Origin of the sequence: Novibacillus thermophilus (assembly GCF_002005165.1) — a bacterium.
Classification (GTDB): domain Bacteria; phylum Bacillota; class Bacilli; order Thermoactinomycetales; family Novibacillaceae; genus Novibacillus; species Novibacillus thermophilus.
Map to the genome: position 1 here is coordinate 456,396 of NZ_CP019699.1, position 13,403 is coordinate 469,798.

Here is a 13,403-nt window from a genome sequence, read left to right on the forward strand (position 1 = left end):
GGGGAACGTAAATATGTTTGAAACACCATCCATTATCGTTGACGAAGACAAGGTTCGGAAAAATATAAAGAAGATGGCGGAAATTGCTAAAAAAAGAGGGGTTCGATTACGCCCTCATGTAAAAACACACAAGATACCCAAAATTGCAAAGATGCAAATAGAAGCCGGTGCTGTCGGGATCACAGTTGCAAAGACAACTGAAGCAGAAGTGATGGCATCAGCAGGAATTAATGATATATTTGTTGCCTACCCGATCGTTACCGATGCCAAAATTGATAGAGTATTGGAACTGAGTAAGAAGATTCGTCTAATTGTAGGTGTTGACAGTATTGAAGGAGCAAGAAAATTATCTGATAAGGCAAAAATGAACAATCAGCATATTGAAGTAAGGTTGGAAGTGGATACAGGTTTAAGGAGAACAGGTGTCAAGTATGAGAAAGCAGTAGACCTGGCCAAAGAGATTTCTATTTTAGACAATGTTAATTTAACCGGTATTTATACATATAAAGGGGCTTTGTTTAAAGGAAGGCCGACATTGGACCTGTATAAGGCTGGATTAGAAGAAGGAGAATTAATGGCCGCACTAGCAAAGCGACTGAGAAAAGACGGGCTTGAAATTAAAGATGTTAGTGGTGGGTCCACACCGACTGCTGAAAACGTTGCACAAGTGGAGGGAATCACAGAGATTCGTCCCGGAACTTATGTTTTTAATGACAGAATGCAAATGGGATATAAGGTTTGTCGTTTTGAAGATTGTGCGGCGAAGGTAGTGGCGACAGTAGTAAGCATACCGTCAGAAGATCTACTAGTCATTGATGGAGGAAGTAAAACGTTTGCCACAGATGTACAACCGAATTCTGAACCTTTAAAATTGGACGGTTTTGGAGAATGTGCAAACCATCATGAAGGGGTGTTAGAGAGGTTAACAGAAGAGCACGGGATGGTTAGAGTTCCACCGGGACAAAGCTTCCAAGTTGGTGATACAATCGAGATCATTCCAAATCATATTTGCAGCACGATTAATCTCCATGACGCTGTTTATTTTAAAAAGGAAGACGGTTCTTTAGAAAAGCTGGCTGTTTCCGCCCGTGGAAAACTATATTAAAATGGAAAATTTTATTATGGGAAGATGTGATTTTGTTCTAGTCAGGGAGCGAAATTGAATGCTTGATTACGTATTAAAAAACGGCCGAATTGTTGATGGGACTGGAAACCCATGGTTTATCGGAGATATTGCGATTAAAGACGGTAGGATCGTGCAAGTTGGTAGAGTTGAAACGGAAAGCAAAGAAGAAATTGATGTTGGACAACATATCATTTCTCCGGGCTTTATCGATGGTCATTGCCATTCTGATTTAATGATTTTGGATCATCCAGACTCCCGTATAAAATTGGAACAAGGTGTTACTACAGAAGTAGTAGGAAATTGCGGCTTGGCTCCGGCCCCTTTTTTTCCGCAATTCGGAAACCAACTCCAGGCGTATGTTGAACCAGTATTAGGTAAGACAAACCGGGAATGGAATTGGCACACTGTGGAAGATTATATGAACGTTTTGGCATCAGTTAACCCTTCTGAAAATGTATCGACCTATGTCGCACACGGTGCGTTGAGAATCGCAGTCATGGGCTTTGAAAAAAGACCTGCCAGACCTGCTGAGGTAGAAAAAATGAAGGTGTTACTTGAAGACGGTTTAAAGGCCGGGGCGATTGGTTTGTCGATTGGATTGCTTTACGCTCCTGGTAGTTATACAAGCAAGGAGGAGCTTGCAGAACTTTGCACTGTTCTGTCGAAATATAACGGATTGCTTGCTACACATGTTCGTGGTGAAGGAAACAATTTAGTTCCATCAATACAAGAAGTTCTCTGGATTGCTGAAAAGAGTGGAGTCCAACTGCATATCAGCCATCTGAAAGCTGCCGGTAAACGTAATTGGGGTAAGGTGTTAGATGCGATTGAAATGATTGAAGACGCAAGGAACAGGGGGATGGATGTAACCTGTGACGTTTATCCTTATTCAGCTGGTTCTACCATGTTGACCACACTGTTACCCCCTTGGTCACTGGAAGGAGGAATACAAAGAACAATAGAAAGACTAAAAGATAAAGTGACAAGAGAAGAAATTAAAAATGAGTTAAACCGTGAACAAGAGGACTGGGATAATCTCGTTGCATCTACAGGTTGGGAAAGCGTATTTGTCTCTTCAGTCCAAACTAGTAAAAATAAAGTGTTTGAAGGAAAGAATATCGCGGATATCAGTCGATCAACCGGAAAGGATCCTATTGACCAAATGATGGATTTACTAATTGAGGAGTTCGGCAATGTTTCCATCGTTTTTTTCCACATGTCGGACACTGACTTGAAGTCTGTCATAAAATATGATAAATCGTTAATTGCTTCAGACAGTCTCACTTGCTCAACGGGAAAACCACATCCCAGGCTGTTTGGAACTTTCCCCAGAATTTTTTCTAAATACGTTCGTGAAGAAAAAATTCTCAAGTTGGAAGATGCCGTAAGAAAGATGACATCTTTTCCTGCCAAACGGTTTAATCTCGGCAAACGCGGACTTTTAGTTCCTGGTTATATAGCAGACATTACTGTTTTTGACGAAGACCGCATTGCGGATAGGGCCACCTATGAACATCCTACTCAGTATCCGGATGGGATATCGTACGTATTTGTCAATGGCACCAAAACTAAAGAATTCAATACCTATACGAAAAGAAGAAGTGGTAAGGTTGTATTTTCTGAAACGATTTGTGTGGATGGCTGATGTCACGTTGTAGAAATAGACGAGTACTTTAAATGGCGGAGGTTTAGTATAGAAGTATGGACGTCGTGACGCTAGGAGAATCGATGGTATTGCTCACCCCGACAACAACAGGCCCGCTCCGCTACGCCCACACCTTTTCCCGCGGACTGGGAGGCGCCGAAAGTAACGTCGCCATCGGACTGGCCCGACTGGGAAAGAAAGCGGGCTGGATGAGTAGAGTGGGAAATGATGAATTGGGCGAATACGTCGTCTCCACCATTCGCGGCGAAGGAGTCGATACGTCGGCTGTAAAGCGCGACCCCCACGCGCCGACGGGGCTGTACTTGAAAGAACGGCGCACGCCCGATCAACTCCGCGTGTATTACTACCGCCGGGGTTCGGCGGCCAGTCGCCTCATGCCGGGCGATTTGGACGAAGCGTACATGAGACAGGCGAACGTATTACACTTGACCGGCATTACTCCCTCCTTGAGCGAATCGTGCCGGGAAGCGGTGGAGCACGCTTTTGCCATCGCCCTCCGTCATCAGCTCACCGTGTCATTCGACCCGAACATTCGCCTGAAATTGTGGACTCTCGAAGAGGCTGGTCCCGTCTTGCGCCGCTTCATTTCCCAGTCGGACATTGTGCTGCCCGGGTTAGAAGAAGGGAAGTGGCTGTACAGTGAAACGGATCCGGAACGTTTGGCGGAGAAGATACTGGACACCGGCCCCCATGTGTGCGTAGTGAAACTGGGAGCCCGGGGGCGTACTTTGCGACGAGGGACGGGGAGAAAGGGTTTGTCCCCGGGCTGAAATTTCGCGATGTCGTCGACCCGGTGGGAGCGGGGGACGGGTTTGCGGCGGGGTTGCTGGCCGGGTACGTGGAAGGAAAAACGTGGCGAGAAGCGGTTGAGATGGGGAACAAAGTCGGGGGGATCGTCACCCAATTTGCAGGGGACATGGAAGGATTGCCGACAAAGGAAGAGTTGGAAGCTGTAGACGCGGAACGAGAAGATGTCATGCGATAGGAGGTCAGAATCGTGAAGCAGAGATTACTCCGTCAGTTGTACGAACAGCGCATCGTCGCCATCATTCGCGGCATCACCGGGGAAGGGTTGGACAGTCTCGTCGGCACCTTGGTGGAGAGCGGCATTCGCATCATGGAGGTGACGGTCGACACCCCCGGGGTGTACGACAAAATCCAGCGAATCAAAGACGAGTACGGCGACGAAGTGGCCGTAGGAGCGGGGACGGTGTTGGACAGCGAAACAGCGCGCACCGCCATCAGTGCGGGAGCGGAGTTTCTCGTATCCCCGTCGCTCAATGTGGACGTGATCAAAACAGCGAAGCGTTACGGGAAGGCGGTCTTTCCCGGATGTATGACGCCGACAGAGATCGTGCAGGCGTTTGAGGCTGGGGCCGATGTGATCAAAGTGTTTCCGGCCAGTGTGGTAGGGCCGCGGTATTTCCGCGAGTTGTCGGGGCCGTTGGGCCACATTCCGCTCATGCCCACCGGCGGGGTCAACCTAGACAACGCCTGGGACTATGTGGAGGCCGGTGCAGCTGCTGTCGGCCTTGGAAGCGCCCTGGTCGGGCGCGGCGGACGGCAGGTGGACCTGGCGGACGTGAAAGAGAGAGCCCAGGCGTTTCGTGGATTGGTGAGGAACTAAAATAGAATCCGCACAAAGTAGATCGTAGCCGAGACGGTGACGGAGCTGAGCAAGGTAGAAAATATAACGGCCTGTGTGGCGAACGCCGGCTCGTTTTCATACTCCTGGGCAATGATGGAGCTGTTGACGGAGGTCGGCATAGCCGATGAGATGATGAGAGCCTGGGCGACGACGCCGTCAAGGTGTAGCAGGAGCACGAGTGAAAAGGCGATGACTGGTCCGCACACGAGACGGATGAAAACACTGGCATACACTGAAAAAAGGTGCTCCGAAAAACGCAGTTGAGCCATTTGTGCACCAAGGGTGAGTAAAGCGATGGCAATCATCGCATCTGCACTGTACTGAGCGGGCGTCTCGATGAATGCAGGCAATTGGATATTGGTGACATTCAACCCGACGCCAAATAAGACGGCGTACAATACTGGCATTTTAAAGTAGCCGAGGGCTGCTTTCAGCTTTCCGCCGTTAATCGCTTTGAGGACAAAGATGCCGTAGGAGAAGGTTAGAATGTTTTGGAAGGTTAGGATCAAAATTTGGATAGACAGAGCGAACGGGTCGTGTCTGAACACGAGGTCGTTAACTGGTACGCCGTAATTGCCCGAGTTGTAAAAGAGAACGCTGTTGGAGAAAGCGACTTTCATACTTTTGTTATAATGAAACAACAGGCTGGCCAAAAGTGAAAATACGTAGAGCGAGACAATGAACAAGGCGAAAAAAATGAAAACCTGTTGAAATACATCCCAAGACAGTTTTGCCTCGTAAAGTTTAACAAAGATGATGCCAGGAACGAGGAAATAAATATTTATTTTTGCTAAAGTGTACAAATCGAGTGAAAATTTACGCTGCAGTGCGGCGCCGATGCCGATCAAAACAAATACAGGTAAAATGATGTCGAGCATGATAGTGATGAATGCGTTCATTCCACATGGTCCTTTCTCCGGTGCTGATCCGACACTCTTAAACGTAAGTGTATCACACCTGTTACTCCCGGGGCCTTGCGACGATGAAAAAGAAAAGGAGGCGAACCACATGTTTCGCCTCAATCGTTTTATTTGGACACGCTTTTTTAGAAGTCTTGAGATTCACCGGCTCAATTCCACCACTCTGTTTTCGTCGGCAGATTGACGTGCCCTCAGACAGATTTCAGTGACGTAAAACGAATCTTCTGCGCCGATGAGACACTCTTTATGGCCGCGGATGTGCTGTACAAAATCTTGAAATATATTCCCCGGGTCCTTCGGTTCCAATTTTCGAACCCCTTCCACGCCGCTTATTACGTGCACATCCCCGTTTCGCACCTCAACGACCCCTTTTGTTCCAGCTACGCGAATGCGGTCGTCTCCGTGTGAGGGGGCCGTTTCAGGACGCAAGTAATCGATAGAAGCAGAAGCGAACACGCCATCTTCCATCGTAAAGTGACAAAGGGCCGTCGTCTCCAGTTCTCCGTGGTCCTGGTTGCCCTGACGTGAGTGGGATGCAAAGACAGAGCGAAAGCGTTTGGCGGAAAACCAGTAAATCCAGTCAATGGCGTGGCTTCCCACCCAAGGGATGGTTCCGCCGTACGAGTGTCTGTGTTTGAAAAACGGGGGTCTACTTCCCAGGCGGTACGATTTTTGTGTGTGGATTAAGCGCGGTTTTCCAATGTCTCCAGATCTGATTACGCTCCACGCAGTGTAAAACGCAGGCGCGTACCTTAAACCGTGCATCGCTGCTAGGTGGCAGCCGGACTCTTCGTAAGCTCTATACAACGCCTCCAAATCCTTTAAAGTGGTGGCAATCGGTTTCTCTATGAACAGGTGAGCCCCCCGCTTGAGCGCCGCTATCCCAACGTGCGCGTGATCGGAAAAAAAGTTGTCGACAACGACGACGTCAGGTCGCTGTTCATCCAGCATCTTCGTGTAATCGTCAAAAACAGGCGGTGCGTAGCCGTCTTTGTGCAGCTCGTGCACTAACGGAGAAATATCTTCCCCCTTTGAACCGGGGGAGACTCCGCAGATTTGAAGCTCGTCTTCCGTTTTTATGCCGTTCACGGCGTATTTCCAATGTCCGGAAGCTCCGATAAACGCCACTTTCACGTCTAGCCCTCCTTGAGGAACCGTTTCAAATCAACATCCCCTTACGATGAAGAGACGCCCGCTAAGGAAAGCGCGAGGTTCATTCGCTGAACGGCCAACTCCGGATCACGTAACAGACCGGCCTTGTCGGCTAGTACAAAAAGCTCTGCGAGATGGATGATAGAACGGGCGCCTTCCGCTCCGCCTATCATGCGGAAATGGGGTTGATGGCCGTTTAAGTAAGCCAAAAAGACGATGCCCGTTTTATAGGCGTAAGTCGGTTTTTGAAAAATGTGCCGCGCCAGGGGGACGGTCTTGTCTAAAATGGCGTGGTAACGGTCGACGTCTCCTGCATCTAAGGCGAGGAGCGCTGCAGCTGCTGCCGGAGCAATGGCATCGAAAATACCGAGCAGCGCGTCACTGTACCCCTCTTCATCTCCCCGTATGAGTTCAGGATAATGGAAGTCGTCACCGGTGTACATGCGGACACCCGGGGGAAGGAGCCTGCGCATGTGTATTTCTCGATGTTTATCGAGTAGGGATATTTTGATTCCGTCAATTTTTTCCCGGTGTTCCCGGATAATGTCCAAACAGACGTCCATGGCGGCATCCAGATCCCGGTGCCCCCAATATCCGGTCAAGGCTGGATCAAACATGTCTCCCAGCCAGTGCAAGATGACCGGTCGGGAAACTTGTGTCAATATGTTTCCGTACACGCGGCGATAATCTTCCGGACTTTTTGCGCACGCTGCCAGGGCGCGACTGGCCATAATAATGATTTGACCGCCCTGTGCTTCTACGAATTCGCACTGTTCTTCATAGGCTGCTTCTACTTCCTCCAGCCGGACGCCGTGATGCGGCGTTAGCTGGTCCGTCCCGGCCCCACAGGCAATTCGTCCTCCCACCGTTTTTGCTTCAGCAGCCGATCGCTGTATGAGCTCCTTTGCCCGGTCCCAACGGAGTCCCATCCCTCTCTGGGCGGTGTCCATTGCTTCCGCCACGGCAAATCCGTGAGACCACAGGTGATGTCTGTATGCCAGCGTACCTTCCCAGTCGATTTTTGATTCGTGAAGGGGATCTGTATCCGCGAACGGGTCGCAAACGACATGAGCCGCTGCAAAGGCGACCCGCTTTTGGAACCGTTCCGTCGGTGTTGTGAACGGACGCGCCTGTTGCAAGTGATACGTGTACAAAGTCCCCCCCTCACGGGGTAACGTCACTGTGTACGCCATCGTGTCCCCCTCCTTTAAATTTTGAGTTCTGGAACATCAACCCAGCGGCGCTCGTGCCAGGATTGAAGGGCTAATTCTGACAGTTGCGTGCCTTTCGCCCCTTCCAGCAAATCCCACGGGAAGGGATCATCGTTGACGACGTGTTTGAGAAACGCTTCCCACTGCACCTTGAAGGCGTTGTCGAACACTTGATTGTCTGGCACGTATTCCCACTGTTCTTTGAAATCGAACGGATTGGGAATATCCGGATTCCAGGTCGGTCTCGGCGTGTTGACCCGATGCTGCGTTTTGCAGTCTCTGAGGCCGGCGACCGCACTGCCTTCTGTCCCGTCTACCTGGATTGTGAGCAAATCTTCCCTGTTGACGCGGACAGCCCAGGAAGAATTGCACTGGACAATAATCCCTCCGTCCAGCTCAAATGTGGCGTACGCCGCGTCATCTGCCGTACACGTGTAGCTTTGCCCCTGTTCGTCGACGCGTTTGGGGATGTGTGTCGCACCGAGGGATGAAACGGCGCGCACATTTCCGAACAAGTTGTCTAAAATGTAGCGCCAGTGGGCAAACATGTCGACAATCATCCCACCGCCGTCTTCTTTCCGGTAATTCCAGGAGGGACGCTGGGAAGGCTGCCAATCCCCTTCAAATACCCAATAACCGAATTCCATCCTAACGGATAAAATGTGGCCAAAAAAGCCGGAGTCGATGAGGCGCTTTAATTTGATCAGTCCCGGAAGGAACAGCTTATCTTGAACGACACCGTTTTTGACGCCGGCTTCACGGGCCAGCTGAGCCAGTTCCAGCGCACTGTGGAGGTCAGTGGCTGTAGGCTTTTCACAGTAGATGTGCTTTCCATATTTGATGGCCTTTTTGATACTGTCTGCTCTTAAACGAGTCGTTTGCGAGTCAAAGTAAATAGTGTTGGCTGGATCTTTCAGACACTGGTCCAGATCTGTGCTCCAACGGGAGAGGCCGTGTTTTTCGGCCAGGGCTTGCAGCTTTTTTTCATTGCGTCCCACGAGTATCGGTTCCGGCATGATGACATCTTCATTGGGGAGGAGGACTCCCCCTTGTTCCCGAATCGCCAGTATGGAGCGAATAAGATGCTGGTTCGTTCCCATACGCCCGGTAACCCCATTCATCACAATCCCTACAGTGTGGGTAGCCACGTGAAAAACTCCTTTCGCGTTCATTTGTTTAAGATTCTAGTAATGAAAGGCGGCACTGTCTTATGAATATGGGAAATACATTCTTATAATCAGAACCGTTTCTCCTTGAAAGGGAAAGGAGGAAACTATAGAATGATGAAAAGACTGTTGTGGGGAATTGGGGTTATGGCCTTTCAGCACATCGAATTGCCGTCGTGTGGCATCTCGCTTTACGAGAGCAAGCATAAAGAAAAAGATCGGGTACGTGAGCACCATCATGCCGTTCATCAAATACTGTACGCCATTGAAGGTAGGGGAAGGATTACGATTGACCGCAGTTCTTACGAAGTCGCGCAAGACAATGCTGTTGTGATTGCCCCGTACACGAGACATTCCGTCATTTCGGACTCCCGCTTAACCTTACTGGTGCTCGCTTTTGACGAAAAATCTTTAGACTCTTTTGTGCAGAGAGACATCATGAACAAATTTTTTAAGAAATCGCGGTATTTCACATTAAACCCGATGGTGAGCGGGGAGTTAAGGCAATTTCTAAGGAAAATACTGTTTGAACAGTCCCAGCGTTTTCCTTTGGGCAGCTACGCCATTAAAATACATTTACTGCACTTCTTGCTGGTGCTCGCTCGCTTTCAGGAGGCCCCCCAACATACGGACACGAATACGCTAAGGGCTGAACGGATCAAACACTATATCGAAACGTTATACTACGAACCGCTGACGGCTAAAGATATTTCGTCCAGATTAGGGATTAGCACACGCTACGTCAACAATATTTTCAAAGAACAGTACCACATGACGCCCATGCAGTATTTGGCCGAAGTGAGGATTCAAACGGCTAAGAAACTGCTCGCGGAGACAGATAAAGATATTGCCACGATATGCTTCGAGGTCGGGTATGAAAATCTGTCCACCTTTTACCGCGTTTTTAAAAAAACCGTGAATATGTCGCCGAATCGTTACCGGCAGTTGTACCAGCCTGTTGATTAGCGTTTGTTGACATAAATGTTTTCGTTTATAATTTGCTGTAAACGCAACCATACGGTCATTTCACCGTATGAAGGGGGAGGGTAATGAGAATATGTGTAAAAACGATCTATAAGAGACTTAAAATTAAGCAAAAAATATTTTGGATGACGTTTTTTTTAATGCTGATGATTGGCGTGTACAGCCTGATCGCATTTCATTACGTGACGGAGTTGTATCAAGGACAAATCTATGACGAGGCTGCGGAAACGTTAAACATCTCTTCAAATCTAGTGGACAATGAATTGAGAGAGTTGGAACAGCTCTCTTTCCAAATGATTACCGACGACAGAATTCAGACGTATTTGCAGTTCCTCAACCGCTCTGAGCACAATTATGAGGCACACAGAATGACCACTTTAATGCAGTCTAGAATTCTCCACTACGAGCAACAGGAGAAGTATATTGTGGCGATCCAAGTATTGAGCGGCGAAGGTTCGACGTATACGATTGGCGATGAGAGGCCCGCTTTTGAAAAGCGTACAGAGTGGCTGTCTGCGGCCTCTCGCGCCGAGGGCCGAATTGTTTGGCTCCCCGTGCCGGGAGAAGAAAACGTTGTCGTCGCCTTGAGAGAAATCAGGGCGATGGAAAATGTCAGCATGGAGCATTTAGGGTATGTCTTGATTTACATGGACATGAAAAAATTAGTAGATGAAACGTTGAACTTATCCCCTGGGAAGCATTTTCTCATCAGTTTACAGGATGAACCTGTTTTTTCGACCGACGAGGCATTCGTCGACTTGACTCATAACCGACAGCCACCGGGCAAAGGTTACGAGATTGTACCGTTTCAAAGCGGAAGGTATCTCGTGGCATACAGTATGTCGAGCTCCCAGCCCCTAACCTACTTTAACATTTTGCCATATGAAGTGATCGCCGAAAAAACTGGGATGGTCAAAAATGCGATGCTCTTTATTTTCATGATGGTCTTTCTTTTGGCCCTCGCCATCGGTCACAAAGTTTCCCACGGCATTACGCGGCCGCTTGAAAACTTAACTTTGAGAATGAAAAAAGTTCAGGAAGGGCAGTTCGATACGGTAGAGTCCCGTTTTGAGCACGACTCTGAGGACGAGACAGCCCAATTGCACCGCAATTTTCGGACGATGCTGGAGCAAATCAACACCTTGATTAAAGAAAATTATGAAAAACAGCTCATCATAAAGGAGACAGAGTACCGAGCGCTACAGTCGCAAATCAACCCTCATTTTCTCTACAACACGTTGAATTCCGTGACTTGGATGGCGAAAGTCAACAAGCAGGAACAAATAGCGTCCGTCGTCGAATCCCTTGGAAATATGATGAGGAGCATTGTCAGCAAAAAGGAGCCGCTGATCCAGATCGGTGAAGAACTCCAAATTGTAAAAGATTACGTTAACATTCAACGTGTTCGGTATAAAGAGAGGTTACAGTTTTGTTTGGAAGTCGACCCGGGACTGGAGCAGTTTTTCATTCCCAAGCTGACCATTCAGCCGATTGTCGAAAACGCGATTCTGCACGGCGTGGGAGCCGTCACGAAAGGGAAGGTGTCGGTTTCTGTCCTTTCTCGCCAAAAAGACATTTTTGTCGTTGTCGAAGACGACGGACCGGGAATGAATGAAGCGACCGTTCAAGACATTTTTGCTGGAAAGGTGAAGTCGAAAGGGACAGGAATCGGGTTGAAAAATATCCATGATCGGCTCCAGTTGATTTTTGGTGAACGGTACGGCATCGAGGTCGAAAGCGAACTCGAAAACGGAACAAAAGTCATGTTCAACATCCCGTATGAGAAGAGGTGAGACCGTGTACAAAGTGTTGCTGGCAGATGACGACGAAACAGTCCTCGAAGGCATGTCTCATTTGGTGGGGTGGAAAGACTTAGGAACTGAACTTGTCGGAACTGCGACAAGTGGACAGACAGCTTACGATCAAATATTAGAAAAAACGCCCGACATCGTCATCAGTGACATCAAGATGCCGGGGATGAGCGGCTTAGAATTGATTGAAAAAGTGAGCAATGAGGAGCTTTCATTTATCATTCTTTCCGGATATGAAGAATTCGACTTTGCCAAGACAGCGATGCAGTACGGGGTTAAACACTACTTGATCAAGCCGTGCAATGAACGCAAAATAGAGAACGTGCTCCGCGAAGTGGTGCAGGAGCTAGACGAAAAAAGGCGCCATGAACGTTACGTCCAGAAAATATTGAAAGAATTTGAAAGGGTTAAGCCTCACATCGGAGAGCAGTTTTTAAAGGAATGCATCACCAGAAAAACGCGTGATGCCCGAACGTGGGCTGACTTTGCCCAGCTGCTTGAGGTGGAGCTGAAAATCGAAAAGTGTCGATTGATGGTCTTTAACATTGAAGGGACGCATGACATTGAACATGTCATGTCATTGAACAATTTAGTGAAAGGTGTGTTGAACCAGAGGAATAAAGCCTACTTAAACGCGGCAATGGGAGGACACGTTGTCGCATTAATAGAGGAGGTCGAGGTAGAAGACCTTATCGCATGGCTGGAAGAGGTTCAACACCTCTTTAAAAGATACCACCGGTTAAACATGACAATTGGGATCAGCCGTTCAGCTAGCGTTGAACACGTACACGCGCTGTATAAGGAAGCGAAAGGTTACTTGAACTACCGATTTCATCTAGGATACGGCAGCATCGTCACACCCCAAAACGCTCCTGCGGAGAAACGGCTCAGTGACGTTAAATTTAACCACGCTCATCTCGCAGCAGCGATTCAAAGCGGGGATCTGAAAGAGGTCGACTGTTGCCTTCACAGCTTTTTCGACACACTCAAACAGGAGAAAGTCGAGGAGCGTTTAGTCAAAGCGTATGCATTGGAAATTTACTCGACGATCGTCCAACAGACGAACAAAGAAAAGATGGATTTATCCATTAAACAGGCTGCGTCATTTGAAAGGTTTGACACTCTCTCGGCCATACGCACATTTTTGACGCAAAAAGCGCGGGACGTGACGGAAGCGATCGGTGAAGCTCAGCACAGCCGCAAAAATAAAATCGTACAGCAAATGTTGATGTACGTGGACCAGCACTACGCTGACGAGTCGTTAACCTTGTCCAAGTTGGCCGGTGAAGTGTTTTACATGAACGCGGATTATCTCGGCAAGATATTTAAACATGAGACAGGCTACAAATTTTCCACGTATCTCATGAAGATAAGGATAGAGCAGGCAAAAAAACTAATCCGGAACCAATTTAAAGTGTCCAAAGTGGCGGAACAAGTTGGATTTGGCAACAACCCCCAATACTTCAGCAAAGTGTTCAAAAAGTGGACGGGGTACACCCCTTCAGCCTACAAAAGGATGTGCCACTCAAAAACTTTTGTTGAAGCCTGACAGAGCTGGTTTGTCCTGCGGATCGCCTTTGAAAAACAAAGGCGGTCTGTTTTTTTTGTTACAATGACGTATCGAATTTTTGCACATAAACAACCGGATTAATACATTAACGTAGCAATCGACCTCTAATAAACTAAAAATGGGAAATGTAAAAAAATTGACAAGGGGGA

The 13,403-nt window shown here is 48.2% G+C and carries 10 protein-coding genes and 1 pseudogene; 7 read left to right on the top strand and 4 right to left on the bottom strand.

Translation table 11 applies throughout. The features are described 5' to 3' along the window. Positions 1-13 precede the first annotated feature (13 nt). The 4 genes and pseudogenes from B0W44_RS02390 to B0W44_RS02405 all read left to right on the top strand — a co-directional run bounded on the left by B0W44_RS02390 (position 14) and on the right by B0W44_RS02405 (position 4,419). Positions 14-1,105 carry an alanine racemase gene (locus B0W44_RS02390; protein WP_077718611.1) on the top strand — a complete coding sequence of 364 codons (1,092 nt, stop codon included), beginning with the start codon at positions 14-16 and terminating at the stop codon, positions 1,103-1,105. Positions 1,106-1,163: 58 nt separating this feature from the next. Further along, positions 1,164-2,771, top strand: a complete 1,608-nt coding sequence (locus B0W44_RS02395; protein WP_077718612.1) for an N-acyl-D-amino-acid deacylase family protein — start codon at positions 1,164-1,166, stop codon at positions 2,769-2,771. A gap of 83 nt (positions 2,772-2,854) precedes the next feature. Continuing rightward, positions 2,855-3,777: pseudogene (locus tag B0W44_RS02400) on the top strand (sugar kinase). A 12-nt stretch (positions 3,778-3,789) separates the two neighbouring features. After that, positions 3,790-4,419, top strand: a complete 630-nt coding sequence (locus tag B0W44_RS02405) for a bifunctional 4-hydroxy-2-oxoglutarate aldolase/2-dehydro-3-deoxy-phosphogluconate aldolase (protein WP_077718613.1) — start codon at positions 3,790-3,792, stop codon at positions 4,417-4,419. Here the strand turns inward: B0W44_RS02405 and B0W44_RS02410 are convergent. From B0W44_RS02410 to B0W44_RS02425, 4 genes are all read right to left on the bottom strand, one after another. Beyond that, complete coding sequence (locus B0W44_RS02410) at positions 4,416-5,318, bottom strand: AEC family transporter (protein ID WP_228441402.1); 903 nt, start codon at positions 5,316-5,318, stop codon at positions 4,416-4,418. The genes B0W44_RS02405 and B0W44_RS02410 overlap by 4 nt on opposite strands. A 183-nt stretch (positions 5,319-5,501) precedes the next feature. After that, complete coding sequence (locus tag B0W44_RS02415) at positions 5,502-6,494, bottom strand: Gfo/Idh/MocA family protein (RefSeq protein ID WP_077718615.1); 993 nt, start codon at positions 6,492-6,494, stop codon at positions 5,502-5,504. A gap of 41 nt (positions 6,495-6,535) precedes the next feature. Then, the gene (locus tag B0W44_RS02420; RefSeq protein ID WP_077718616.1) at positions 6,536-7,705 is read right to left on the bottom strand and encodes a dihydrodipicolinate synthase family protein; all 1,170 of its coding nucleotides are present in this window, start codon (positions 7,703-7,705) and stop codon (positions 6,536-6,538) included. A 14-nt stretch (positions 7,706-7,719) separates the two neighbouring features. Next, a complete protein-coding gene (locus tag B0W44_RS02425) occupies positions 7,720-8,871 on the bottom strand; it encodes a Gfo/Idh/MocA family protein (RefSeq protein WP_077718617.1) in 1,152 nt (383 codons plus the stop codon). Between the two features lie 132 nt (positions 8,872-9,003). Between B0W44_RS02425 and B0W44_RS02430 the strand changes: the two genes are divergently transcribed. From B0W44_RS02430 to B0W44_RS02440, 3 genes are all read left to right on the top strand, one after another. After that, the gene (locus B0W44_RS02430) at positions 9,004-9,855 is read left to right on the top strand and encodes an AraC family transcriptional regulator (protein WP_228441405.1); all 852 of its coding nucleotides are present in this window, start codon (positions 9,004-9,006) and stop codon (positions 9,853-9,855) included. Positions 9,856-10,019: 164 nt separating this feature from the next. Further along, a complete protein-coding gene (locus tag B0W44_RS02435) occupies positions 10,020-11,666 on the top strand; it encodes a sensor histidine kinase (RefSeq protein ID WP_169835379.1) in 1,647 nt (548 codons plus the stop codon). Between the two features lie 4 nt (positions 11,667-11,670). Next, positions 11,671-13,233, top strand: coding sequence for a response regulator transcription factor (locus B0W44_RS02440; RefSeq protein ID WP_169835380.1), 1,563 nt, complete (start codon positions 11,671-11,673; stop codon positions 13,231-13,233). Positions 13,234-13,403 lie beyond the last annotated feature (170 nt).

What these genes read in the sequence shown, in the direction of transcription:
- B0W44_RS02420 (WP_077718616.1), bottom strand. Translation starts at nt 7,705, where the DNA reads ATGGCGTACACAGTGACGTTACCCCGTGAGGGGGGGACTTTGTACACG.
- B0W44_RS02395 (WP_077718612.1), top strand. Translation starts at nt 1,164, where the DNA reads ATGCTTGATTACGTATTAAAAAACGGCCGAATTGTTGATGGGACTGGA.
- B0W44_RS02390 (WP_077718611.1), top strand. Translation starts at nt 14, where the DNA reads ATGTTTGAAACACCATCCATTATCGTTGACGAAGACAAGGTTCGGAAA.
- B0W44_RS02410 (WP_228441402.1), bottom strand. Translation starts at nt 5,318, where the DNA reads ATGCTCGACATCATTTTACCTGTATTTGTTTTGATCGGCATCGGCGCC.
- B0W44_RS02435 (WP_169835379.1), top strand. Translation starts at nt 10,020, where the DNA reads ATGATTGGCGTGTACAGCCTGATCGCATTTCATTACGTGACGGAGTTG.
- B0W44_RS02430 (WP_228441405.1), top strand. Translation starts at nt 9,004, where the DNA reads ATGATGAAAAGACTGTTGTGGGGAATTGGGGTTATGGCCTTTCAGCAC.